The organism is Tateyamaria armeniaca, assembly GCF_045797845.1.
Lineage (GTDB): Bacteria > Pseudomonadota > Alphaproteobacteria > Rhodobacterales > Rhodobacteraceae > Tateyamaria > Tateyamaria armeniaca.
Genome location: NZ_JBHDIY010000002.1, coordinates 903,298 through 927,645 on the forward strand (window position 1 = coordinate 903,298; position 24,348 = coordinate 927,645).

General features: G+C 60.6%; 26 protein-coding genes. 7 read left to right on the top strand and 19 right to left on the bottom strand.

Annotated features, from left to right (window positions below):
- Position 1: 1 nt before the first annotated feature.
- The 7 genes from ACERZ8_RS04470 to ACERZ8_RS04500 all read right to left on the bottom strand — a co-directional run bounded on the left by ACERZ8_RS04470 (position 2) and on the right by ACERZ8_RS04500 (position 6,762).
- Positions 2 to 1,261 carry a UDP-N-acetylglucosamine 4,6-dehydratase family protein gene (locus ACERZ8_RS04470; RefSeq protein ID WP_407590928.1) on the bottom strand — a complete coding sequence of 420 codons (1,260 nt, stop codon included), beginning with the start codon at positions 1,259 to 1,261 and terminating at the stop codon, positions 2 to 4.
- A gap of 414 nt (positions 1,262 to 1,675) precedes the next feature.
- Entirely contained in the window at positions 1,676 to 2,362 is a 687-nt protein-coding gene (locus ACERZ8_RS04475; protein ID WP_407590929.1) for a sugar transferase, read from the bottom strand.
- The gene (locus ACERZ8_RS04480) at positions 2,362 to 3,138 is read right to left on the bottom strand and encodes an NAD-dependent epimerase/dehydratase family protein (RefSeq protein ID WP_407590930.1); all 777 of its coding nucleotides are present in this window, start codon (positions 3,136 to 3,138) and stop codon (positions 2,362 to 2,364) included. The genes ACERZ8_RS04475 and ACERZ8_RS04480 overlap by 1 nt, the downstream gene beginning before the upstream one ends.
- Positions 3,139 to 3,141: 3 nt before the next feature.
- Positions 3,142 to 4,389 (bottom strand): glycosyltransferase family 4 protein, encoded by a 1,248-nt coding sequence (locus ACERZ8_RS04485; protein WP_407590932.1) that lies wholly within the window; start codon positions 4,387 to 4,389, stop codon positions 3,142 to 3,144.
- A 52-nt stretch (positions 4,390 to 4,441) separates the two neighbouring features.
- On the bottom strand, positions 4,442 to 5,428 hold the full coding sequence (locus ACERZ8_RS04490) for a GlxA family transcriptional regulator (protein WP_407590933.1): 987 nt from the start codon (positions 5,426 to 5,428) through the stop codon (positions 4,442 to 4,444).
- Entirely contained in the window at positions 5,418 to 5,816 is a 399-nt protein-coding gene (locus tag ACERZ8_RS04495) for a thioredoxin family protein (RefSeq protein WP_407590934.1), read from the bottom strand. The genes ACERZ8_RS04490 and ACERZ8_RS04495 overlap by 11 nt, the downstream gene beginning before the upstream one ends.
- Before the next feature lie 76 nt (positions 5,817 to 5,892).
- A complete protein-coding gene (locus tag ACERZ8_RS04500) occupies positions 5,893 to 6,762 on the bottom strand; it encodes a DMT family transporter (RefSeq protein WP_407590935.1) in 870 nt (289 codons plus the stop codon).
- A 129-nt stretch (positions 6,763 to 6,891) separates the two neighbouring features.
- On the opposite strand from ACERZ8_RS04500, the gene ACERZ8_RS04505 reads away from it, so the two are divergent.
- Entirely contained in the window at positions 6,892 to 8,259 is a 1,368-nt protein-coding gene (locus ACERZ8_RS04505) for a DUF3179 domain-containing protein (protein ID WP_407590937.1), read from the top strand.
- Between the two features lie 58 nt (positions 8,260 to 8,317).
- On the opposite strand, the gene ACERZ8_RS04510 is transcribed toward ACERZ8_RS04505, so the two are convergent.
- From ACERZ8_RS04510 to ade, 3 genes are all read right to left on the bottom strand, one after another.
- Positions 8,318 to 8,605, bottom strand: coding sequence for an HU family DNA-binding protein (locus ACERZ8_RS04510; protein ID WP_407590938.1), 288 nt, complete (start codon positions 8,603 to 8,605; stop codon positions 8,318 to 8,320).
- 230 nt (positions 8,606 to 8,835) lie between these two features.
- A complete protein-coding gene (locus ACERZ8_RS04515; protein WP_407590939.1) occupies positions 8,836 to 10,296 on the bottom strand; it encodes an AMP nucleosidase in 1,461 nt (486 codons plus the stop codon).
- Entirely contained in the window at positions 10,293 to 12,107 is a 1,815-nt protein-coding gene (gene ade / locus ACERZ8_RS04520; RefSeq protein WP_407590940.1) for an adenine deaminase, read from the bottom strand. The genes ACERZ8_RS04515 and ade overlap by 4 nt, the downstream gene beginning before the upstream one ends.
- A gap of 90 nt (positions 12,108 to 12,197) precedes the next feature.
- Here ade and ACERZ8_RS04525 point away from each other — a divergent pair, with 90 nt between their 5' ends.
- The 3 genes from ACERZ8_RS04525 to ACERZ8_RS04535 all read left to right on the top strand — a co-directional run bounded on the left by ACERZ8_RS04525 (position 12,198) and on the right by ACERZ8_RS04535 (position 14,478).
- A complete protein-coding gene (locus ACERZ8_RS04525) occupies positions 12,198 to 13,178 on the top strand; it encodes a DNA topoisomerase IB (RefSeq protein ID WP_407594159.1) in 981 nt (326 codons plus the stop codon).
- Positions 13,179 to 13,209: 31 nt separating this feature from the next.
- Positions 13,210 to 13,638 (top strand): VOC family protein, encoded by a 429-nt coding sequence (locus ACERZ8_RS04530; RefSeq protein ID WP_407590941.1) that lies wholly within the window; start codon positions 13,210 to 13,212, stop codon positions 13,636 to 13,638.
- 84 nt (positions 13,639 to 13,722) lie between these two features.
- Positions 13,723 to 14,478, top strand: a complete 756-nt coding sequence (locus tag ACERZ8_RS04535; protein ID WP_407590942.1) for a class II aldolase and adducin N-terminal domain-containing protein — start codon at positions 13,723 to 13,725, stop codon at positions 14,476 to 14,478.
- 8 nt (positions 14,479 to 14,486) lie between these two features.
- Here the strand turns inward: ACERZ8_RS04535 and ACERZ8_RS04540 are convergent, their stop codons facing one another.
- Complete coding sequence (locus tag ACERZ8_RS04540; RefSeq protein WP_407590943.1) at positions 14,487 to 15,113, bottom strand: class I SAM-dependent DNA methyltransferase; 627 nt, start codon at positions 15,111 to 15,113, stop codon at positions 14,487 to 14,489.
- Positions 15,114 to 15,188: 75 nt separating this feature from the next.
- On the opposite strand from ACERZ8_RS04540, the gene ACERZ8_RS04545 reads away from it, so the two are divergent.
- Positions 15,189 to 16,046 carry an SDR family oxidoreductase gene (locus ACERZ8_RS04545; protein ID WP_407590944.1) on the top strand — a complete coding sequence of 286 codons (858 nt, stop codon included), beginning with the start codon at positions 15,189 to 15,191 and terminating at the stop codon, positions 16,044 to 16,046.
- A gap of 1 nt (position 16,047) precedes the next feature.
- Here ACERZ8_RS04545 and ACERZ8_RS04550 read toward each other — a convergent pair whose 3' ends face one another.
- Genes ACERZ8_RS04550 through ACERZ8_RS04580 form a run of 7 tightly spaced genes read right to left on the bottom strand, consistent with a single transcriptional unit; the run spans position 16,048 to position 21,966 of the window.
- Positions 16,048 to 16,707, bottom strand: a complete 660-nt coding sequence (locus ACERZ8_RS04550; RefSeq protein ID WP_407590945.1) for an androgen-induced gene 1 family protein — start codon at positions 16,705 to 16,707, stop codon at positions 16,048 to 16,050.
- A 38-nt stretch (positions 16,708 to 16,745) separates the two neighbouring features.
- Entirely contained in the window at positions 16,746 to 18,674 is a 1,929-nt protein-coding gene (gene dxs / locus ACERZ8_RS04555) for a 1-deoxy-D-xylulose-5-phosphate synthase (RefSeq protein ID WP_407590946.1), read from the bottom strand.
- Positions 18,675 to 18,683: 9 nt separating this feature from the next.
- A complete protein-coding gene (locus tag ACERZ8_RS04560) occupies positions 18,684 to 19,550 on the bottom strand; it encodes a polyprenyl synthetase family protein (RefSeq protein WP_407590947.1) in 867 nt (288 codons plus the stop codon).
- Positions 19,551 to 19,552: 2 nt separating this feature from the next.
- Positions 19,553 to 19,795: an exodeoxyribonuclease VII small subunit gene (locus ACERZ8_RS04565; protein WP_407590948.1), complete on the bottom strand. Its 243-nt coding sequence runs from the start codon at positions 19,793 to 19,795 to the stop codon at positions 19,553 to 19,555.
- Positions 19,792 to 20,730 (bottom strand): histone deacetylase family protein, encoded by a 939-nt coding sequence (locus ACERZ8_RS04570; protein WP_407590949.1) that lies wholly within the window; start codon positions 20,728 to 20,730, stop codon positions 19,792 to 19,794. The genes ACERZ8_RS04565 and ACERZ8_RS04570 overlap by 4 nt, the downstream gene beginning before the upstream one ends.
- 25 nt (positions 20,731 to 20,755) lie before the next feature.
- The gene (locus tag ACERZ8_RS04575; protein ID WP_407590950.1) at positions 20,756 to 21,457 is read right to left on the bottom strand and encodes a response regulator; all 702 of its coding nucleotides are present in this window, start codon (positions 21,455 to 21,457) and stop codon (positions 20,756 to 20,758) included.
- Positions 21,454 to 21,966, bottom strand: a complete 513-nt coding sequence (locus ACERZ8_RS04580) for a MarR family winged helix-turn-helix transcriptional regulator (protein WP_407590951.1) — start codon at positions 21,964 to 21,966, stop codon at positions 21,454 to 21,456. The genes ACERZ8_RS04575 and ACERZ8_RS04580 overlap by 4 nt, the downstream gene beginning before the upstream one ends.
- Before the next feature lie 153 nt (positions 21,967 to 22,119).
- Here ACERZ8_RS04580 and ACERZ8_RS04585 point away from each other — a divergent pair, with 153 nt between their 5' ends.
- Positions 22,120 to 22,986 carry a branched-chain amino acid aminotransferase gene (locus ACERZ8_RS04585; protein WP_407590952.1) on the top strand — a complete coding sequence of 289 codons (867 nt, stop codon included), beginning with the start codon at positions 22,120 to 22,122 and terminating at the stop codon, positions 22,984 to 22,986.
- Between the two features lie 5 nt (positions 22,987 to 22,991).
- The gene (locus ACERZ8_RS04590; RefSeq protein WP_407590953.1) at positions 22,992 to 23,339 is read left to right on the top strand and encodes a nuclear transport factor 2 family protein; all 348 of its coding nucleotides are present in this window, start codon (positions 22,992 to 22,994) and stop codon (positions 23,337 to 23,339) included.
- Here the strand turns inward: ACERZ8_RS04590 and ACERZ8_RS04595 are convergent.
- Complete coding sequence (locus tag ACERZ8_RS04595) at positions 23,236 to 24,321, bottom strand: phosphatase domain-containing protein (protein WP_407590954.1); 1,086 nt, start codon at positions 24,319 to 24,321, stop codon at positions 23,236 to 23,238. The genes ACERZ8_RS04590 and ACERZ8_RS04595 overlap by 104 nt on opposite strands.
- Positions 24,322 to 24,348 lie beyond the last annotated feature (27 nt).

A 24,348-nucleotide genomic window follows, 5' to 3' on the forward strand; every position in this document is an offset into this window, starting at 1 on the left:
ATCATTGATGCCCCACTTCCAACTGGTTATTGCCAAAGGATTTTGAAGCAAATCCAGGTTTTGAATCGTGCTTGCGAAGAACGGGAGAGATGGGCTTTGGAGGACTTGTTCTGTCTGCGAGGCCCTCGACCCAACGGCAGGCATTTGTCGCGGCACCTTCCTCGTCCTCGTCGGCCAGCGCTTGGCGCAACGCCCGCAATGCGGCAGCAACCTCGAACTCGCTAAGACCTTTTTCAATGGCGGTGAAGATCTTGGGGTGACGCGTCCCGGCGCGTTGCCCGGTGTGAGTAAGTTCCTCACTCATTTTTTCGCCACACCGCAGACCAGTGAACTGAATTTCTATGTCGCCAGTTGGATTGTCTTCGTCACGAACACTCAAACCCGCGCAATGAATGACGTGTCGGGCAAGCGCGTTAATTTGAACGGGTGGTCCCATGTCCAGCACAAACACTTCGCCTCCCTTCGCAAGGGACCCGGCATGCAGAACCAGATGCACCGCCTCTTGCACGGTCATCAAATAGCGCGACACATCGGGGTGCGTAACAGTCACGGGTCCCCCCATGCGCACCTGTTCCTGAAACAGCGGCAAGACAGACCCGGACGACCCGAGGACATTCCCGAATCTCACGATTGCAAAAATCGGGCTGCATGATGTGTCCAACCGCTTGGCAAAATCCTGCACGACCAATTCACAAAGCCTCTTGGACGCGCCCATGACATTTGTTGGCCGGACAGCCTTGTCCGACGAAATCAGCACGAAACGTTCAACACCCGCCGCGACAGCCTCGGTGATCAATGTGTGGGTGCCCATGACATTGTTGGACAAGCCGGCAAGTGGGTTCTGTTCAACAAGTGCCACGTGTTTGTAGGCGGCGGCGTGCAGGATCACCTGTACCTTGTGGCGACGCAGCGTGCGGCGCACCTTTGGGCCATCGCAAACCGATCCCAGCACCGGCACGACTTCGATGTTAGTGTCAGCGACAGCCGCTAGAATGGTGCGATGGATTTCATAAAGCGCCATTTCGTTGAGTTCGAACAAAACGATCTTTCTGGGTTTGCAGGCGAACACCTGCCGCACCAGTTCTGAGCCGATGGAACCGCCCGCACCGGAAACCAGCACAACACGATCCTCGTAGGCCTTCGCCTCGTCTCCCAGAGATGTGTCGATCTCATCCCGTCCAAGGAGATGTTTGGCATCCACAGGCGGCCACGTGGGAGCGCTTGAGACTTGAGTATTCAGCGCACTCAGTGTGGGCGGCACCTGAAGTGGGCTCGTCGATTTGTGTACGTTGCAAAACGCTTGGACTTGTAACCCAGAGACATACAGATGTCGGGTTGCCGGAATTCGAGCCACCTTTAGACCGCACATGGTAATAAGTGATGAGGCTGCGAAAACGGCCACAAGATCAAATTCGGCCGAAAGCCCGATGGCGTGGCAAAGCAATGCTGTCAGCAATGTCACAAAACACGTGAAAACAAGCGCAGCAGGGACCGCAAAGCCGTCTGTGAGAGACAAGCGCGACCAGGTGAATGGCAGGGGTTTTGTCAGACCAATCATCGCGCCCTCTTTTGTGGCGCATCACGACGTTTACGTCAGGAGATGCAGCATCAACGGTTCTGTTCCAGTGCGCGATCTGCCTTGACACATCGCGGGATCACCATTGCGCACTCAGGCTTAAGGCCGCGTTAAACGGGGTGCCATTTGTCCGCGCGGTCGCGCGTTGAGTGGATTGAAAGCGCGTCGGGTATTGGGCGGCACGCGCAGCAGCGTACCGGCTGTTTCAAGCGCGAGACGAAAATCGTACCCAATGCTTTGATTGCGCTGATAAATCAGGTCAAGGCGCGCTTTGCGCGGGACACAGACACGGGCATAGACCGCATCGGTTTGTTGCGCCGTCCGGCAGCGGGCAAGAATGCGCGATTCGTGTCTGTGAAACCGCAAGGTGGCAAGCCCGGTCACACCGGGGCGCGACGCAAGAACCTGCGCATAAAGGTCAGGGAATCGATCCACATATTCACGCAACGGAGGGCGCGGACCAACAAAGCTGATGTCGCCTTTGAGGATGTTCCAGAGTTGGGGCAACTCATCAAGCCGGGTCGCTCGCAGCTTAGCACCAATGGCCGTGATCCGCGCCCGCTTGTCTCCTCCGGAAACGCCACCGTCGCAATCCACCTCGGTCATGGTGCGAAACTTCCACAGCCCAAAGCCTTGCGTGGGTGTTTTCATACGCTCGGCCACATAAAAGACCGGGCCATCCTGCGCCCGCCAGATCAACCATGCAATACAGACGATCACCGGAGCGAGGAGCACGATCAAAACACCCGCAAAAACCACGTCCAGTGTCCGTTTGTACCAAGTCATCAAGCCAGCCTGTTTTGCCAATCCGAAACAATGCCGTCCGGGGTATCCTCCGAAGTCTTAAATCCGGTGAACGCCTGCAAATTCGTGGTATCAAGGTTAACAGTTGGTATCGTATCGCGCGTGGCAGGCCGGGGCGTCCACGCCAAACCAGCTGCATCCAGAAGCGCACCCATTTCCACGCAACCCGGGGCCGCCACGTTCAGAATATCAGGCAAGGTTGCAGCCGCCGCAAGGTCCAGCAAAGTGCGCGCCAAGGCATGAGGCCCGATATAGCTGCGACGAGGCGTGGTGCCATCCGGCAGTGCGTCAAGTTTGAACGCAGGGTGCCAACCGCCCAGAATGGCGTCAGCGCCGGCCACGTTTCCAAGGCGCAGAACGCAGTTGGGGTGGGCATGCCGTGCAGCGGCCCGTTCCATGGCAAGCTTCGCACGCGCGTATTCGTAAAGCGGAGCAGTTGGCCCATCTTCGGTTAACAGCCCCGGCGTGTTCCCGTAAACCGCCGCGCTTGAGAACAGCAGGACTCTCCCGGCACCCACCTCCTGCGCTGCATCCAGCGTGCGGATGGCAAGGTCAGAGTTCATCCCTAACCGGTCAGAACAACCTTGAGTGACGCCCGCCATACAGATAACGCAGCCTGCACCGCGCAGGGCGTTCCGCAATGCCTCGCCGTCGCAGATGTCAAGGCCAGCACGATCAAGCCAAACGGCATCGTCTGAAATGATGGGTTGGAGAAGCCTTCCCAGCTTCCCGCCTGCCCCGAGAACGATGATACCCACGGGCTAAGGCACCGGAATGCGCAGATCCTCTGGCACCAGCGCATTCATCTGTCGGATATGTTCGGGCAGGCACACTGTCAGGAAATCGTAGTTGTCGACAACGTGCTGACGCGCGGCGGGCCCGAGATGGGCAAAATCCGCAGGCCGCGCCAGAATCTCAACCACCTGTGCGGCCAGCGCCTCGGGATCAAAGAAATCGACAAGCTGGCCCGTTTCGCCGTGCGTCATGACTTCTCGCACAGGGGCGACGTCGCTGGCGACGATAGTGGCCTGCATCGACATGGCTTCGAGCAGTGACCAGGACAACACGAAGGGCATGGTCAGATAGATATGGCACGCGCTGATCTGAATGATCTGCTGATAGTTCTTGTAGGGAACCTGCCCCAGAAAATGCAGCCGGTCCCAGTCCAGCAAGTGACCCACCTCAGTCTCCATCTGGCCACGCAACCCGCCGGGATGCTTGGATTTGCCGCCATAGGACGCATCATTGCCGCCAATCACCAGGATGCGGGCGTTCGGGCGCGCCTTCTGGATCGATGGCAACGCGCGCATGAACTGGTGAAAGCCGCGCGTGGTTTCCAGATTGCGGGCCATGTATGTCACGATCTCGTCTTCCGCCGTCAACGGGCGACCGATACGACCCAGTGTCACGCTGGCCTTTGCATCGGGCACCAGTTTGTCGGTGCGGATGCCGTCGTGACACACGTAGATTTTATCGTGAAAGCTGGCTGGAAACCGATCCCGCTGCCAGATTGTCGGGCTGTGGCCGACATCGACAGCCTCGATGTTGAGCAGTGGAACGACGTTGTGGCCATGCATGATATAGGGCGCGTGATCGCTGACCTCATCCTTGGGATCGAACCCCACGGGTCCACCGCGCACGGAATAAAAGTATTCGAAAAACCCGATCATCGGCGTCTTGGGCAGCACTTCGCGGAAAAAGCTCATCTCGCCCCAACCGACATGACCAATGACGATGTCCGGCGTGAACCCTTCGGCCATGATCTTGCGCAAGGCAGTGACAGCCCCAAACCCGTTGCCCGCCGCCGTTTCCCACGTTTTGGACAGGGCATACGCATCCTCGCCCGGCTTGTGATGCGTTTTGTAGACAACAGTGCGCACGCCGGTGATCTTTGGCGCATTGAGGCGCTGGGTCAGAAACACAATCTCGTGCCCGCCTTGCGCGGCCAGCCATTGCACCAGTTCGCGGTATTGGCCCGGCATGTTCTGGTGCACAAAGAGTAGTTTCATCAGATCCTCGCCGCCTTGTTCCGTGGATAGCGTCCACAAGCGTTCCACACAATCACGGGTGTGCAGGCCATATGGCTGCTGTACCGCGTTTTTCTTGCCCGGGGCTTAATCCAAACGCAGCCCGGTAGCTTTTGGAAAAATGGGACAGGGATTGAAAACCACAGGCCACGCATATGTCCGTTACGCTCAGGCTCGTCTGGCGCAGCAATCCGCGCGCCTTTTCCAGACGCATCCGCAGGTAGTGCCGCTTGGGCGCGACGTTCAGATGTTTGGCAAACAGACGCTCAAGCTGACGCGTGCTGATCGACACGAGGGCGGCGATTTCATCCGGGCGTAGCGGGTCTTCGAGATTGTTTTCCATGATCTGAAGCGCCATGCCCAGCTTGCCATGGGCAAGATCAGGACGCGCGCGCCGCGACAGGCGCTGTCCGTGTGTCGCCATGCGCGGGTCGGTATAGACCATTTGGTCCGCCACCCATGTCGCCAGATCAGTCCCGAAATCCACTTTGATCCGCGCCAGCATCATATCCATTGACGCCGCCCCGCCCGCCGTCGTGAACACGCGCCCATCCACAGAAAACAGCGAATTTTCGATAATCACGTCGGGCAGCAGTTCAACGAGAGCGTCATAGTATTCCCAGTGGGTCGTGACGCGTTTTCCGCTTAGCAACCCGGCAAGAGCAAGCGTATAGGTCCCCGACGACAAAGCGCCGAAATCCATACCCTTGCGCGTCTCGCGGCGCAGCCAGTTCAATACCGGTCGGGTGCTGCCGCCCGCCGCATTCTCGCCCGCGCAGACCACAAGGGTTTCGTGCCGATCCAGCGCGGGCAGGGCGGCATCAACGGCGCAGGTCACTCCGTTATAGGCGGGCACAGGCGCATCCGTTTCACCGATCACCCGCCAGCGATAAAACACCTGACCGGAAGGGTGCCGATTGGCGAGGCTTAGCGCCTCAAGGGCGCAGGCAAAGCCCAGTTGGGAATACCCGGGAATCAGCAGAAAGGCGTAAGACTTGGGTGCGGCACCCTCAGGCGGCAAGGGCGGTGTCCAGAAGGGCGCGCACCTGCCGGGCATAGGGTTCATTGACCAGCCGCGCGACTTCCTTGCCGTTTTTCATCACCAGCAGCGTCGAGCGGCGTTCAACCTTGAGCCGTTCGGTCAGTTGCGACTGACCGAACGTGTCCCAATTCACATCCACGAATGTCAGTTCCCCATAGGCCGGGTTTTCGGCAATGGCCTCTGCGATCAGATCAGCCTTGATCTGGCACGTCAGCGACCAGCTTGCGCGGTAGTTCAAGATGACCACGCGGTCCGTCTCGCGCAGATCGCGCCAGACTGCTGGAGAAAAATCCTGCGAGGGGTAGGCAAATGCCAGCGATGGAACACATGCGGCAACAGACGACAGCAAAAAGGTACGGCGGTGCATGACGGCGCTTTCGAAAATAACCAAACAACTCTGGCGCAGGATATGAAAGCGGACATTCAGTGCAAGGGGGCAGACATCAGGTTTTCGCGGCCCGTGACAATTGCACCGCAAGGATGCCGGCGGCAATGACAGCGACACCAATCACGTCCCTCGCCCCCAACCGTTCGCCAAGCAGTAGCGCCGCAATGGCCACCCCGAAGAACGGGTTGAGAAAGTGGAATGTGGCCGCTTTGGTTGCCCCGATCCGCGCGACCAGTGCAAACCAGATCCACGTGGCCAGCAACCCCGGCGCAAGGGTGGTATAGGCAAAGGCGGCGATCAGTTCGGGCGTCACGTTGACACGGATGGTTTCCGTCAGGGCCGAGGCGACGGCCAGCACGCCCGCGCCTACGAACATCTGCAAGCCGACGACCATCATCAGGTTTCCGCCCGCCGACATGGTCCGCATCGATAGAGTGGCGACGGTCAACGCGATGGCAGCGATCAGGCAAAGGACAACGCCATAAATGTCCACGCCCGCCTCCATCCGCGCGGACATGATCAGGGCCACTCCGCCGATCCCGAGGATCAGACCGATGATCCCGATGGCAGGCAGGCGATCACGAAACACGACCCATCCCGCAAAGGCGACCATCAACGGCATTGTCGACGCGATGATCGAGGCCAGCGAGGCTTCGACCGTCTGCATCGCATAGAAATTGAGACCGAGGTAAATGGCGTTCTGGCACACACCAAAGATGATCGTTGCGCGCCACTGATCCCGCGTCAGGCGCCACGTCTGCCCCAGCATCCGCGCAATGCCCACGCCAATCAACCCGGACAGAAAGAACCGCAGGGCAAGCGAGGCCAGAGGCGAGGCATCAGCCACGATGATGCGCGCCGAGGTAAAGGCCGACGACCAGATCAGGGCAAAGGTCAGCCCCATCAATAACGCGCGAATATCCATGCCTGCCCCTTTTGCCGGGACGTTCGGGGAAATGGCGCGGGGATGCAAGGCACCTCGATCACAACCCTTTTGGGTGCACGTGATCGACAAGGGGTGCAGAAAAGGGGCCAGCCATGCGGAGGAACGCTCATGAAACTCAGTCGACGTCAATTTGCCGGTCTTGCACTGTCGGGGGCCGCCTTGCCACGCGCTGCATTGGCGCAGGATTTGACACCGGCCGAAGCGCAGCGGGCTGCCATCTTTGGCACATCATCCGAATTCCGCGAGGCGATGGCGCTCATAGAGGCGCGCGGTGACAGCGACATGGTGGCGGGTCTGCTCTTGTCGCTCAGGTTTTCGCGCGCCCGTGCGCCGCGCATTTCACAAACGCTGGAGGCTTTAACCGGAGAGGATCACGGGAGCGACTGGTTTGACTGGATGCTCTGGCAAGAGGCGAACCCGCAGATCATCCCCCATGACAGCTACCCCGCCTTCGCGCGCGAGATGTATCTGCGGCTTGATCCGAACTTTGACCAGTTTCTGCGCCCGGAATACATCACGCGGGACAAGACGCGCATCCGGCTGGAAGAGGTCACATGGGGTGGGGTGGTCAAGGACGGTATTCCGTCGCTCGACAACCCCGACCTGATCGCGGCAGGCGCGGCGGATTATCTGCGCGGCGACGATCTGGTCTTTGGCGTCTCGATCAACGGCGATGTCCGCGCTTACCCGCTGCGGATCATGGGCTGGCACGAAATGTTCAACGAGGTGATCGGCGGCGTGCCTGTCGCGCTGGCCTATTGCACGCTGTGCGGCTCGGGCATCCTGTTTGAAACGAAAGTGGCGGGGCGGGCAAAACCATTCATATTCGGCTCCTCCGGATTTCTTTACCGCTCGAACAAGCTGATGTTTGACCGGGGCACGAACTCCCTTTGGAACCAGTATACCGGCGCACCTGTGATTGGCCCCCTTGTGGACAGTGGTATTGCGCTAAAGCAACGCCCCGTCGTCATCACCACATGGGGCAATTGGAAAGCGTCCAACCCCACCACCCGCGTTTTGTCGCTGAACACAGGGCACCGGCGCAACTACGGCTCGGGTGTTGTCTACAACGACTACTTCGGCTCACCCGATCTGATGTTCCCCGCGCAGGTGGATCAACGCGATCACGCGCAAAAAGACTATGTCTTTGCCGTCCGTCAATTCGGTGCGGCGCGGGCCTGGCCGCTGGAGGCGTTTAAAAGGACTCCGGTGATCAACGATGCGATCGCAGACACGCCCTTGCTGCTGGTCGGGGACAGCGCAACGCGCAGCGTGCGGGCCTATGAGCGGGGTGTGCGCACTTTCACGCCCGCGTCGGGCAGGATCAAGGATCAGGATGGTGTTGAATGGCAGGTCACAGAAAGCGCGCTGATCGGGCCGGATGACACACGGCTGCCGCGCGTGGCCGGTCACATCTCTTATTGGTTTGCATGGGACAACTACATGGGGGATGCAGCGACGGTTTACGACGGCTGAGCCCTGACCACAAAAAAGGGCCGCCCGAAGACGACCCTTTTTCCGTCTGATAGCGGACTTAGCCGTTCACGCTGTCTTTCAGCGCTTTGGCGATGGTCATCTTGACCACCTTGTCGGCGTCTTTCTTGAATTGCTCACCCGTGGCAGGATTGCGCACCATGCGCTCGGGGCGCTCGCGGCAATAGATTTTGCCAACACCGGGAAGCGTAACGGCACCGCCGCCGGATACTTCCTTGGTGATCAGGCCGCAGATTGCGTCCAGCGCTGCGCCTGCAGATTTCTTGTCAGTGCCCATATCTTCGGCCAGTGCGGCGACGAGTTGGGTTTTTGTCATTGGTTTTGCCATTTTCTGGTCTCCTTCGTCTGCCCGAGAATTAGGGCCTCCTACCCGTTTTGTAACGGTATGTTGTGGGAAAACACAACGAATAGTGGCCTCTTGCAAGGGAAAATCCGCCATTTTTCGCGGTTTTCAGCCCATTTCGGTACTTTGCGTTTGATCCAGGACCAAAAATCGCAAGGCGCGATCGGCCAAAGGGGGAGGCAGCACCTTGTGATTCATCCGGAACGTAAAGTGCTTTACAGGAAGGCAGTCTCGTCAAATGCCCGCAATTTCCGGCTATGAATGCGTTCTAGAGGCATCTCGCGAAGCTGTTCCATGGCCCGGATTCCGATCATCAGATGCCGCGCGACCTGCTCTTTATAAAAGTTCGAGGCCATGCCCGGCAGCTTCAATTCGCCATGCAAAGGCTTGTCCGAGACGCACAGCAACGTGCCGTAAGGCACCCGGAACCGGTAGCCGTTGGCAGCGATTGTGGCGCTTTCCATGTCCAGCGCGACGGCACGCGATTGGCTGAGGCGCTGCACGGGTCCGTGCTGGTCGCGCAGTTCCCAGTTGCGGTCGTCGTAACTTGCCACCGTGCCCGTGCGCATGATGCGTTTGAGCTCGTATCCTTCAAGCTGCGTGGTCTGTGCCACGGCCTGTTCCAGCGCGATCTGGATTTCCGCAAGCGCCGGGATCGGCACCCATGGCGGCAGGTCCGTGTCCAGCACGTTGTCTTCGCGCAGATAGGCATGGGCCAGAACGAAGTCACCCAGCGCCTGAGAGTTGCGCAACCCCGCGCAGTGTCCGACCATCAGCCACGCATGGGGGCGCAGCACGGCGATGTGGTCCGTCGCGGTTTTGGCGTTGGATGGTCCAACGCCGATATTGACCAGAGTGATGCCGGACCCATCGGGCCGTTTCAGGTGATAGGTCGGCATTTGCGGCGTCTTGGTACTGTCGGGCAAAGGCTGATCACCCGCCGTGATCTCGGCATTGCCGGTCGATACGAATGACGTATACCCGCTGTCGGGGTCATCCAGTTGCTGGCGGGCGTAGGCTTCGAATTCGGATACGTAGAACTGGTAGTTCGTGAACAGCACGTGGTTCTGGAAATGATCCGCATCCGTTGCCGTATAGTGCGCCAGTCGCGCCAGTGAATAGTCGATCCGCTGCGCGGTGAACGGGGCAAGCGGGCTTATCCCGTCCGTCGGCTCGTGCGTGCCGTTGACGATATCGTCGTTCGTATTGCTCAGATCCGGCACATCAAACACGTCCCGCAGCGGAAAGGCCGCCGCCCCTTGTTGGGGCACGGTGATGTCGGGGTTGTTGGCGACCGCGAAATGCACCGGCATCGGCGTGTTGGAATATCCGATCTCGACCGGCTGGTCGTGGTTGGCAATCAACAGACCGATCTGTTGTTCCAGATAGTTCTGGAACAGGTCAGGGCGGGTGACCGTGGTGGCGTAAATACCGGGGTCCGCGACGTGCCCAAAGCTGAGCCGCGTGTCAACGCGGGCATAGGTAGAGGTTCGGAACCGGATTTCGGGATAAAATGCCCGAACTCGCCCTTCCGGTGCGCCATGTTCCATGGCGTTCTGGAACTGACCGCTCAGGAACTGGACCGCGTCGTCATAAAGGTCCCGCAAGCGGGCGACGGCCGCGATGGCGTCGTGAAATTCAGTGTGGCCGTGACCGGCCTGTTCTAGGGTTTTCATGTTGTTGGCTCAAGTATGGGTATGAATTCAAAGCTGCGCACATCGACCAGTCCAAGGTCAGAAATGCGCAATTCGGGGATGACGACAAGCGCCAGAAGCGAGTGTTGCATATAGGCGTTGTTGAGGGTGCAGCCACAATCCACCATGGCCTGCACCAATGCATCGGCCTTGGCCGCCACCTCGCGCGCCGGACTGTCGGACATCAGGCCCGCGATGGGCAGTTCAACCAGTGCCAGTTCTTCGCCGTCGCGCCAGATGGTGACGCCGCCACCCACCTCGGCCAGTCGGTTGGCCGCCAGCGCCATCTGGTCCCGGTCCGTGCCGACGACGATCATGTGGTGGCTGTCATGGGCGACGGTCGAGGCCATGGCCATTTTGCCCTGATAGCCAAATCCGGCGACCAGCGCATTGACGACGCCGCCTGTGGCACGGTGTCGTTCGACCAGCGCGATCTGGCACGTATCACCGTAGCTTTCGACCTTGCCATCGCTCACTGGCATGTCTCGTTTCAGCGCCTTGGTCGGGGCCTGATTTTCCACGACACCGATCACATTGGCGGTGACCGAATTGCGCCCCTCTGGTGCGGCAATCTCGAAATCTGCGGCGGTTTTGGGCGGACCCACGTGAATGGTCTGGCGCGCGCTGTCCGGCCAGTCGAGATGTGGACAATCCACAGTCAATGCTCCGTCAACCGCAACTGTCTTGCCGCGCGCAATGACGTGCTCAATCGGCAGGCTCTCCAGATCCGAAGTCAGGATGACATCCGCCCGACGCCCCGGCGTGAGTGATCCGATCTCGCGTTCCAGCCCGAAGTGGGTGGCCGTGTTGATCGTCGCCATCTGCAGCGCCACCAGCGGATCACATCCGCAGGCAATGGCGTGGCGGACAACGCGATTCATATGCCCTTCGTTCACGAGGGTGCCGGAATGGCAATCATCGGTGCACAGGATCATGTTGCGCGGGTCCAGCCCCTTTTCGGTGATCGCCGTGATCTGGGTTTCCACGTCATACCAGGCCGATCCTAGGCGGATCATCGACCGCATGCCTTGCCGCATCCGCGCAATTGCATCGGCCTCGACCGTGCCTTCGTGATCGTCCGCCGGGCCGCCAGCCACATAGGCGGCAAAGTCCGGCCCCAGATCGGGCGAGGCATAGTGCCCGCCCACCGTCTTGCCTGCGCGTTGGGTCGCCGCGACCTCGGCCAGCATTTGGGGATCACCCGCAGCCATTCCGGGAAAGTTCATCATCTCGCCAAGGCCGATGATGCCTGGCCACGCCATCGCTTCGGCCACATCCTCGGCACTGATCTCGTATCCTGTCGTTTCCATCCCCGGGGCGGAGGGTGCACAGGATGGCATCTGCGTCCAGATGTTCACGGGCTGCATCAGCGCCTCGTTATGCATCAGGCGCACGCCCTTCAATCCCAGCACATTGGCGATCTCGTGAGGGTCGGTGAACATGCTTGTCGTACCATGCGGGATGACGGCAGCGGCGAACTCGGCCGGGGTCAGCATGCCGGATTCGATGTGCATGTGCCCGTCACACAGTCCGGGGATCATGTAGCGCCCGTTGGCCTCGATCACCTCGGTTTCAGGGCCGGTGCAATAGCTGGCATCGGGCACGACGCAGGCGATGCGGCCTGCCTTGATCGCGATATCATGACCCGGCAGCGCCTCGCGGGTGTGCACGTTGACCCAGATACCGCCGCGAATGACAGTATCGGCGTGCGCGCGCCCGGCAGCCACATCAACAAGGTCCGGGGCGGTGTCTGGCCAGCTTGGAAAAGGAGGGGAAGAAAGGTCGTGTTCCATGACCCAATATTTCACCGAGCCCAAGGGGCTGCAAGCGATATTCCCGCAACAAGGCAGGGAACTGCCTGAGGGGTTCAGCCGTTGTCCCGCATGACAGAGGCCACGCATATCCCCGACAGCCTGATCTGGTACGCCGATGACCAGCCCGGCATCAGGCGCAAACGGGCGGGCCGTGGGTTCAGCTATGTCGCCCCAGATGGGACGCGCATCGACCAACGCAGCGAACGCGCCCGGATCGAGGCACTGGCGGTGCCCCCGGCCTACGAAGATGTCTGGATCAGCCCACGGCCCAACGGCCATCTGCAGGCCACCGGATATGACGCACGCACCCGCAAACAGTACAGGTATCACCCCGACTACAGCGCCTTTCGGGCGCGCACAAAATTCGACGACCTCGCCCGCTTTGGTGCGCATTTGCCCGTGATCCGGCGGCGCGTGCATGCGGCCCTGACCGAGGCACGCGGGGACGAGGAATTCGCTATCGCAGCCGCCCTGCGCCTGATGGACCGGGCATCCCTGCGCGTTGGCACGCCTGATTATGCGACCGACAACCAGACCTATGGGGCGACAACGTTACGGGCGCGTCACCTGCGTCTGGATGGCAACTTGATCAGGCTCGACTACACGGCCAAAGGTGGTCAGCGGGTGCGCAAACGGTTCAACGACCGCACCCTGATGCGGGCATTGGAAAAGATGGACGACCTGCCCGGTGGCGCGCTCATGCAATATGAGGACGCAAATGGCACCCTGCGCCAGTTGGGCCCGGAACAGGTCAACAGGTGGCTGCGCGGCATCACCGATCAGGACGGGCTGACGGCCAAGACGTTTCGCACATGGAACGGATCGGCAACCGCCCTTGATACCGTTCTGCGCAGCGAGACACCCGTGACGATCACCCAGATGGCCGAAGCCGCAGCCAAGGCCCTGCACAACACCGCCACGATTGCGCGCAACAGCTACATCCACCCGGATGTGATCGCCTTGGCGGGATCAGACGAAAAGCTTGACGTGCCCGACACGCCAACTGGCTTGCGCCAAAGCGAACGGGCCTTGCTGGCGCTTCTCACTTGACCCCGCGCGCCCGTCACGTGACGGTCAGCGCATGGATTACGACACGATAGATGCAGATGGATTCGGGCGCGGATTGCGGGGGATCGGGCTGAACCTGCTGGTACGGGATGTAGGCGTCGAGGTGGCTTTTCTCAAAACTGTGTTTGGCATGAAAGCACACCAGCCCACCGCGGACTTTGCCATCATGACGTACGGGGATCAGGTGTTTCAGTTGCATAGCGACGGGACGTATCATGCAAACCCTTTGCTGGGATTGGTGCCCGAAAACCCACCGCGCGGAGGCGGTATCGAGATCCGACTCTATGACACGGACCCCGAAGACGCTTGCACGCTGGCAGAAGCCGCAGGCGGAACGATCCTGCAGGAACCGACAGACAAACCCCATGGCCTGCGCGAAGCGTATATCCTATGTGAGAACGGATATGCATGGGTGCCATCGCGGGCAAAGGATGCCGAATAGGTCGACTCCCACATAGGAATCAGGGTTGATCCGCGCGGTCGCCGCCGTGCAGGCTTGCCTCAGACACAATCGGAGAACGCCCCCATGACCCTCACAGACATCCGCCCCAACATGGACCACTGGCAGGAACGTGTGGACCTTGCCGCCGCGTTCCGCTGGACGGTGCGCCTGAACATGCACGAGGCTGTGGCAAACCACTTTTCCCTGTCGATCAATGAGGATGGCACTCGGTTTCTGATGAACCCCAATCAGATGCACTTTTCCCGCATCAAGGCGTCCGATCTGATTGTCGTCGATGCTAACGACCCGGCCAGTATGGAGGGCCCGGATGCACCCGATCCGACGGCGTGGGGGCTGCATGGCGGTATGCATAAATTCTGCGCCCATGCGCGATGTGCGATGCATGTGCATTCGCCCTATGCCACCGCGCTGGCCGCGCTGGCCGACAGCACCTTGCCCCCGGTCGATCAGAATGGCTGCATGTTCTATGACCGCGTGGTTGTCGACGGTGACTATGGCGGGCTTGCCTTTGAGGAAGAAGGCGAACGCTGCGCCAGGATGTTCGACGACCCGAAAAAGAAGGTCATGGTCATGGGTAATCACGGCATCATGGTGCTGGGCGACACGGTGGCCGACACGTTCAACCGCATGTTCTATTTCGAACGGGCCTGCCAGACTTACATGCTGGCCTTGCAGACGGGCAAGCCGCTGCGCCTCATTCCGGACGATATCGCGGAAAAGACGGCCCGCGAAATCGAGGAATATCCCGAACAGGACGAACGCCACCTGTCAGAACTCAAGGCCATTCTGGACGAAGAAGGTTCGAACTACGCGAGTTGAGGTGTCTGTCAGGCCTTGCGGAAAGCCAGCAGAAGCGCGGTGTCACGCGCATGGGGGCCTGTCGCATGGTCGGCGTAGATTGCGACTTCGGTCTCGCTCAGCGCATCGATCCGCGGGGCGAGGTCTGCCATCTTTGCGGCGAATCCGGCAGTGACATAGTGCTGCGTGTTGACCGACAAAACGATCCAGCCGCCGGGGCGAACGGCGGACAGCACCGCATCGATACCCTCGGCCCCCACATGACCGCTGGTGAACGTCCCGGAACTGACCGCACCCTGATACAAGCCGTCGCGGAGCGGAATCCCCTCAAGAATATTGGCGGTGAAAAGGTGGCGATACTCACCCTTGGCACGCGCCTGTTCCAGCATCTCGGGTGAGATGTCGGTGCCGTCCACCGGGCGAATGCCCCGATCGGCAATGGCCGCCCCGCACAGACCCGTACCCGCACCCACATCAAGTACAGGACCAAACCCGCCCATCAGCGCATAGTGCCGTGCGACCTCAAGATGCAGGACATATCCATTGGCGATGGCAAAGCCATGGTCATAGCTGTCCGCCCACGCCGCATACAGCGCGACCGAGTCCTCGGGCGTTTGAAGCGCGTAGGCGCGTTCCAGATCAGGATCATCAGACATACGGCAATTAGGCGGAATGGCGCATCTGATGGCAAGGGGCTTGTCCACGGGCGCACCAATTGGCACCTATGTCCCATGACAAAAACACTCCTTTCCTTCGGGCACGGGTTTTCGGCGCGCAGCTTGAGCAGACTGCTGTTGCCGCAGGGCTGGCGGATCATCGGCACCACCCGAAGCGCAGAGAAAGCCGAGGCGCTGGCCGCGACCGGCGTCGAACCGGTGATCTTTCCGGGTTCGGATATGGCGGACGCAATTGCCGGGGCCACGCACTTGCTGATCTCTGCCGGGCCGGACGCAGAGGGCGACCCGGTGCTGCGCGAGGTCGGTGATCTGATCCGCGCGCACGCAAATCGCTTTGAATGGGCCGGATACCTGTCCACGACCGGTGTATACGGCGACCATCAAGGGGGCTGGGTCGATGAAACCGCCCCACTGACCCCGGCGACAAGGCGAGGACAATGGCGCGTCGAGGCAGAGGCGGCGTGGTCCGCCATTCCCGGTCTTCCACTACACATCTTCCGCCTCGCCGGGATTTATGGCCCCGGGCGCGGCCCCTTTGCCAAGGTGCGTGGCGGGACGGCACGCCGGATTATCAAGAAAGGGCAGGTGTTTTCCCGCATTCACGTCGATGACATCGCCCAGGTGGTCGCCGCCTCAATCGCGCAGCCCAATCCGGGCGCGATCTACAATGTGTGCGACAACGACCCTGCCCCGCCGCAGGACGTGATCGGGCATGCCGCAGAGCTGCTGGGCCTGCCACTGCCCCCCGCGATGGATTTCGAAACGGCCGAAATGACGCCGATGGCACGCAGTTTTTATGCCGAAAGCAAACGGGTCAAGAATGACAGGATCGGGGACGAGTTGGGCGTCACGCTGATCTATCCCACCTACCGCGAGGGACTGGCCGCACTTCTGGCCGAAGAAACGACGTAGGTCAGGCAGAAATCCGGGGGCGCGTCACCCGGTAGATCGCTGTACCCAGCACGCCAAAGACAACCAGCAGGCCCAGCGCAGTTCCGGCATTCACCACATAAAACATCGCCCTCTCAGGCAGTTCCATGTTGTTGAGGAATGGATAGGGTAACCCGCTGGTCACTGACCCGGCAGGGCGTTCATTGAACCGCTGCACGAACAATTCGGCCCATGCCACATAGGCCGCGATGATCGCCATCAGCGGCAGGATAGCCCGCCAGACCCGCCGGAACACCGCGCCGATGAAAAGGGCATCAATGATCTGCAGCGCCGGGCCCAGTCCGTGCAGATAGTATTCCAGCCACCAGATGATCGGACCACCGTTGTTCACCAGGGCGGGATCCGTGAAATAGAGGCGCCAGTAGAGAAACACGACCATCACGTTCAGCACAGCGGCGGACATTGCAGTCACCTCGTGCCGGCGCGTGATCCGATGTTCGCTGAGCGCCAGCATCCGGCTGGCGGCGTAAAAGGACAGGAACAGCGCCCAGATCGTGAGGTATCGGAAAGGTCCACCCGGGCCGGTCCATGACCCGAACAGGATCTGATACAGGCAATATCCAGCGGCCAGAAGAAACACGAGCCAACGGTAATAATGGACGGGGCGGCTGTGGATGTTCATGCCCGCAGGGTGGCGCACTGGGGCCGTTCGCGCAAGCGTCAGGCGCGCGCCTCACCAAGTGACGCCACGCCAAGCACGCTCAGCACTTTGGCTTCGATCTGTTCGGCGTTCATGCCCGCAACCGCGTACATATCCGCGGGGTTGGCCTGATCGATGAACGTGTCCGGTAACACCATTGAGCGGTATTTGAGGCCGCGATCAAATACGCCCTCCTCTGCCAGCAGTTGTGCGACGTGACTGCCGAAACCGCCCACGGCCCCTTCCTCGATGGTGATCAGTGCGTCGTGGCTTTCGACCAAATCAAGGATCAGGTCGCGGTCCAGAGGCTTCGCAAAACGTGCATCGGCCACAGTTGGCGTGATCCCCTTGGCCGACAGGTTCTCAGCGGCTTTTTCCACTTCGGACAACCGGGTGCCAAAGCTGAGGATTGCAACGCCTTTGCCTTCCCGGATTATGCGCCCTTTGCCAATTTCGAGGGGCGTGCCGCGATCAGGCATTTCGACCCCGGTGCCTTCGCCACGCGGAAAGCGGAATGCGATAGGGCCGCTGTCATGGGCCGCAGCCGTGGCGACCATATGCGCCAGTTCCGCCTCATCCGCAGCGGCCATGACGACAAATCCCGGCAGGTTCGCAAGGTAGGCGACATCGAATGCCCCTGCATGGGTGGCCCCGTCTGCGCCAACAAGCCCAGCGCGGTCGATAGCAAAGCGCACAGGCAAGCGTTGGATCGCCACATCATGCACCACCTGATCGTAGCCGCGTTGCAGGAAGGTGGAATAGATTGCGCAGAACGGTTTCATCCCGCCAGCCGCCAACGCCGCGGAGAAGGTGACCCCGTGTTGTTCAGCAATGCCTACGTCAAAGCAGCGGCTGGGATAGCGTTCGGCAAAAAGGTTAAGGCCCGTGCCATCAGGCATCGCGGCGGTCACGGCGCACACCTTGTCATCAGCCTGTGCCTCTTTGATCAGGTGTTGAGCAAACACCGACGTATAGCTGGGCGCGTTGCTGGGAGATTTCTTTTGCGCGCCAGTCACCACGTCGAATTTAGCCGTCGCGTGCCCCTTGTCGCGCGCAGTTTCAGCAGGCGCGTATCCCTTGCCCTTCTTGGTCAGCACATGGATCAGAATTGGCCCCGTCGCGCGCGCCTTGACCGTACGCAGAACCGGCAGCAACTGATCCATATCATGCCCGTCGATGGGGCCGAGATAGCTGAAACCCAATTCCTCAAACAGGGTCCCGCCCACGGCCATGCCCTTGAGCATCTCCTTGGCCCGTTTGGCACCCTCGCGGAAGGGTTCGGGCAGCATGCTGACGGCGCCCTTGGCCGCGGCCTTGAGGTCGTGAAACGGGTTCTGTGCGTATAGGCGCGACAAATAGGACGACATCGCGCCCACAGGTGGGGCAATCGACATTTCGTTGTCGTTCAGGATCACGATCAGGCGTTTGCCAAGGTGGCCGGCATTGTTCATCGCCTCGTAAGCCATGCCCGCGCTCATTGACCCGTCGCCAATCACCGCAATCGCGTCACCCGTGCCCTCAGGTGGTGTGCCGCCCAGATCACGTGCCACGGCAAAGCCTAAGGCTGCACTGATCGAGGTCGAGGAGTGGGCCGCGCCAAACGGGTCATAGGGCGACTCAGAGCGTTTGGTAAAACCGCTCAGCCCATCCTTCATCCGCAGGGTGCGGATACGGTCGCGCCGCTCGGTGAGGATCTTGTGGGGATAACACTGGTGGCCCACGTCCCAGATCAACTTGTCCCGGGGGGTGTCGAATACCGCGTGCAAGGCGATAGTCAGCTCAACCACACCCAGACCCGCACCAAGGTGCCCGCCAGTCACCGACACCGCCGAAACCGTTTCGGCCCGCACCTCGTCCGCGATCTGGCGCAGCTGCGCATCCGAGAAGCGTTTGAGGTCGGCAGGGCGCTGCACCGTATCCAGCAGCGGGGTCTTGGGGGCGTCAGTCATAATTGTCTTTCACGTCTTGCGGGTCACGACAAAGCGGGCGGCATCCCGCAATATGTCTGCTTTTCCCTGATACACACTTAAGGCATCACATGCCTCAGTCACCAGCGCATCGGCGCGACGTATCGCCTCGTCCAGTCCCAAAAGGGAGACGAAGGTTGCCTTACCCGCGTCCGCATCCTTGCCTGTGGCCTTGCCCAGCGTGGCCGCATCGCTGGTCACATCGAGCACATCATCAGCAATCTGAAAGGCCAGACCCAGCGCACGGGCATATGCCTGCAACGGGGCAAGATCGGCCTGCGCCATGCGCGCACCAGCGGTGGCCGACCATTCAATCAACGCACCCGTCTTGCCACGCTGCAAGGCGGTGATCTCGCCCAAGGTGAGCGGAGTGGTCACGGTTTCCGCCGCGATATCGAGCGCCTGGCCCATCACCATGCCTTGAGGGCCCGAGGCGCGGGCGAGGGACAGCGCGAGATCAGCGCGTACCTCGCCACTGCCCACACGCGGATCGCTGACCATTTCGAAGGCGAGCGTTTGTAGCGCATCGCCTGCCAGCACCGCCGTGGCTTCGTTCCATTTGACATGCACGGTGGGCGCGCCGCGACGCAGATCGTCGTCGTCCATGCAGGGCAGATCGTCGTGGACCAGCGAATAGGCGTGCAGCGCTTCGATTCCCGCCGCGGGCCAGATCGCAGCCTCGGCAGTGATCCCATGCAAACGCGCGCTTTCCAGCACCATGAACCCGCGCAGACGTTTGCCACCATTGGTCGCGTGCGCCATGGCCCGGATCACCGGCAGATCGCCCATGTCGCCAAGAACGGAATCAAACTGCGCCTGAATGGCGCGGCCTGATTCTTTCAGATGGTCGTGGAACACGTTCAGAGATCGCTGACCGGCTTCAAACCGGTGGGGTTGCCGTCGCCATCCAGCGTGATCGCGGCCACCTTTTCCTCGGCCTCTTTCAGCTTGGTCTCGCAGCGCGACTTGAGCGCAGCCCCGCGTTCATAAAGCGTGATCGAAGCATCCAGCGCCACGTCACCCCGTTCCAACTGGCCCAGAACCTGTTCCAGTTCGGCCATCGCCTCTTCAAAGCTCATTTCATCTACGGGGCGGTCTGTCATGCGGCGGCCTTTATCAGCGATTGAACGTGGGCGCGGGCGCAAGCCGCCAGCGCGTCGAGATCATAGCCACCTTCCAGCACCGACACCACCCGGCCCTTGCACAGCGTTTGTGCAGTTTCCGTGATCATGTCCGTCAGGCGCGCAAAGGTGTCGACACTCCAATTCAATTGCGCCAGCGGATCATCCTGATGGGCGTCAAACCCGGCAGAGATCAGGATCAGATCGGGTTTGTGTCCGATCAGCGCGGGGATCACCTGACGCTTGTACTCCGCAATCGCATGTGCCCCATCCGTGCCTGGTGCGAGGGGTAGATTCAGCACCGTGCCATGCGGCCCACGATCCGACGCCGCGCCCGTTCCCGGCCAAAGCGGCATCTGCTGGCTGGTCACAACCAACGCACGCGGATCGTCCTGCAACAGCGCTTGGGTACCATTGCCGTGATGTACGTCGAAATCGACCACCGCCACGCGGTCCAACCCGTGCATTTCAAGCGCATGTTTGGCCGCAATGGCGACATTGCCAAAGATGCAGAACCCCATGGGCAGTTTCTGTTCGGCGTGATGCCCCGGCGGGCGCATGGCGACAAAGGCGTTTGTGACTTCCTCGTCCAGAACCATGTCGACGGCTTTGACCGCCCCGCCCGCCGCGCGCCAGATGGCGTTTTCAGACGTTGGGCACAGGAAAGTTTCGGCATCGGTTTCGCGATCAAGACCGGCATAGCCGTGCGTCGGTATCCTGGAGCGCACAAAGTCGATGTAGCTTTGCGGATGGCAGCGCGCTATGGCGGCATCATCGGCCAGCGGCGGGTCCACCCGAAGAAGGTCAATGTCCTCAAGGGCGCGCTGGACATAGGCCAGACGCGCCACTTGTTCCGGCATGCCCGGCGGGTTGACGTGCAACAGGCCGTCAGCATGGGTGAGAAGAGCCGTTGTCATGGTGTCATCATTCCAAAAACCGGGATCAGTCCGGCGCCAGCATATAACCCGCCCCGCGCACCGTTTGCAGATAGCGGGGCTGTTTCGGGTCGGTTTCGATCTTGCGGCGCAAGCGCGTGATCTGCACATCGACCGCGCGTTCCTGCGCCTGTCCGCGATCACGACCCAGGTCCTCGACCAGCTTGGCGCGGGTGATTGCCTCGCCCGGTTGGGCGGAAAAGATCTTCATCAGCTGCATCTCGGTCGCGGTCAGGCGCACAAGGTCTTCGCCCTGCCACAACTCGCCGCGCTCCATGTCATAGCGGATCGGACCGAGAGTCAGGATTTTTGGCGTCGCCTCATCCTCGGGAATGTCCGGGACGCGGCGCAGGATCGCATTGATGCGCAGCAGCAGTTCTTTGGGCTCGAAAGGTTTGGGCAGATAGTCATCCGCTCCGGCCTCAAGCCCCTCAATCCGGTTTTCGGTGTCACCCTTGGCTGTCAGCAGCAGGATCGGGGTTGCATGGGTTTCGCGCAAGGCGCGGCACAGGCTAAGCCCGTCCTCGCCCGGCATCATCACGTCCAGCACGATCATGTCGAAATCGAGGCCCGCCAGAATGCGGCGCGCATGTTCTGCACTGCGGGCGGCAGTGACCAGAAAGCCGTGGCGCATCAGGAACTTCTGCAGCAGCGTCCGGATCCGCTCGTCATCATCCACGATCAGCAGATGGGCATCAAATGTGGTCATGTGCCGCTCTCCTTCAGACGTGTGTAGGCGCGTTGCATTTCGCTGTCCATCATCGCCTCAAGCACTTGACGGAAACCTGCCACTGCCTCGGGACCCGCATCGCGGAAGGCGGCACGCATGCGTGCCCGCTGGGCATCCGACAGGCGGCCTTCAAGGGCGCGCCCCTCGTCCGTCAGGTACAAATGCCGCTCGCGCTTGTCGATGCGACCCACGCGGCTTTCGACCAGACCGTCAGAGATCAGCGTGCGCAGGACCCGGTTCAGCGATTGCTTGGTGACCCCAAGGATATTGAGCAGGTTGTTGACCGTGGTGCCCGGCGCGCGGTTGATAAAGTGGATGGCGCGGTGATGCGCGCGTCCGTACGCCATGTCGGCGAGAATGCGATCGGGGTCGGCGGTGAACCCGCGATAGGCAAAGAACATTGCCTCGATCCCCTGGCGCAATTGTTCGTCCGTCAGGAACAGCAGGTTTTCCCCGCTGATCGCGGCACTTGGGCGTCCGTCGGCCATGCTGTCCCCGTTACTTTACTGATCGTTTTGCGGGCAGTTTAAGTCAGCCTTGTTGACATTCCAAGGGCGAAGCGATATCGAATCGCAGGTTTTGCGCAACTTTATGTCCGTTACGGCCCTAATTGCGCAATTTTCGCAAATTGGGAGGCTAAGATGGCTGGCTATGATGATCGCGACGGTAAAATCTGGATGGACGGCCAACTGGTCGACTGGCGCAGCGCCAATGTCCACATTCTGTCCCACGCCATGCACTATGCCAGCTCGGTCTTTGAAGGTGAGCGCGCCTACAACGGCAAGATTTTCCTGAGCCGCAAGCATTCCGAGCGGCTGCACTTTTCCGCCGGAGAGCTGGATTTCCAGATCCCCTATACCGTGGACGAGATCGAGGCCGCCAAGCAGGAAGTGCTGACCGCTCAGGGCCTGACGGACGCCTATGTGCGCGCCGTTGCATGGCGCGGCGCAGGCGAAGACATGGGTGTTTCATCCGCCCGCAACCCGGTCCATCTGGCCATCGCGGCCTGGGAATGGGGCAGCTATTATGGTGACGCCAAAATGAAGGGCGCCAAGATCGACATCGCCAAATGGAAACGCCCAAGCCCAGAGACCATTCCGGTTCATGCCAAGGCCGCAGGTCTTTACATGATCTGCACCACTTCCAAACACGCCGCCGAGGCCAAGGGCTGTTCAGATGCGCTGTTCATGGATTATCGCGGTTATGTGGCTGAATGCACCGGTGCGAACATCTTTTTCGTTAAGGATGGTGAAGTGCACACGCCCAAGGCCGACGTGTTCCTGAATGGCCTGACACGCCAGACCGTCATCGGTATGTTAGAGGATCGTCAGATCAAGGTGCACGAGCGGGTCATCATGCCGGAAGAACTCGAAGGGTTCGAGCAATGCTGGCTGACCGGCACCGCCGCCGAAGTGACGCCCGTAGGCCAGATTGCAGACTACAACTTTGAAGTCGGATCGATCACCCGCGACATTGCCGAAGGGTACGAAAAGATGGTGCGTGCATAGGTCTCGTGGACTTTGACGCATTTGCCGAGGCGTGGGAGGCCGCATGGAACTCCCACGATCTTGACCGAATTCTGGCCCACTATTCCAACACTGTAACCTTCCGGTCGCACAAGGCGATGCGGCTGGTCGGCACCGGAGAATTGCAGGGCAAGGCTGCATTGCGGGACTATTGGGCCAAGGCACTGGCCGCGCAACCTGACCTGTCCTTCGTAGTGGTCGATGTGCTGCACGGGCACGGAATGATGGTGATCACCTATCGCAACCAGCACGACGTGCTGGCGGCGGAAACCCTGCGCTTTGGGCCGGATGGTTTAGTGGTCGAGGCGTCGGCGTGTCACGCGCCTGTACGCTAAGGCTGTCGCCTGTAAGACCAGCAAAGTTGGGGGCCGTATCCACTGTCACCCCAACGGCGCGCAGATCATCTATGGCGGCCCTACTATTGGCATCAGGTCCTGGGCCGGGCTGGCGCAGGATCACCCGCTCAATGCGTCCGGGATGGCGCAGTGCTGCGTCCAGATAGACATGTGCGTCATGCTGCCCGGTATCCCCGATCAGCACAAAGGGCAGTGTCGGGTTCGCCGCCAGCAGCGTGTCGATGGCCGCCCCCTTGTGATCACCATGGGTGCCGGTAATGAACTGCGTTTCCGACAGCCCCAGATCGCGCAGAAACATTGGTGCCCGCAGCAATCCGTGACGTTCAAAAATTGCGCGCAAAAAGTGAAACAGGTTCCATGGCGAGGAACTGACGTAGAACACCGGGTTGCGCCCGTCATGCAGGTGGTCAATCAGCGCTATGCTGTCGGCAAAGATTTCGCGGGTCAGTGCGTTGCCGGTCAACGAGGTCCAGAGGTTGCGCGCGAGCGAGTAGGCCCCCGTTTCAAGCATCGTGTCATCGATGTCCGAAATAATCCCGCGCCTGGCATCGGGATGGGGCACTTGCGCCTCAAGCTGTGCTGAGACGCCTGCAAGATCGACAAGGTCGGCAGTGTGCGTGATCCAGCCTATGTCCTGTGACTGGCGTGGCAGGGTGAGGGTGAAATACCCCTCTTCATCGGACAGCGCAGTGACCCCGGCGGCGCGGACCTGAACGCCCCCGACCTCATCCGTGGCAAACAGCGACAACATCTGGCGAAAGTTCGTCCACCGGCTTTGATCCGGTTTGGGCTGACCCCGGCGCTGCGCGCTGAGCACGCGGCCCCGCAGGATGATCGTGTCTGGCGTCGCATAGCCGAGGTAGGGTTCGATCAAGGGCTGCTGTGCCTGTCGCCGCTTCAGGCGGTCAACCAGACGTTCGATGGGGTGCAACACGCGGGCGAGAGTTGTTTTGATGCTCATGCAGGCTCAATGCGCCACAGGGTCGTT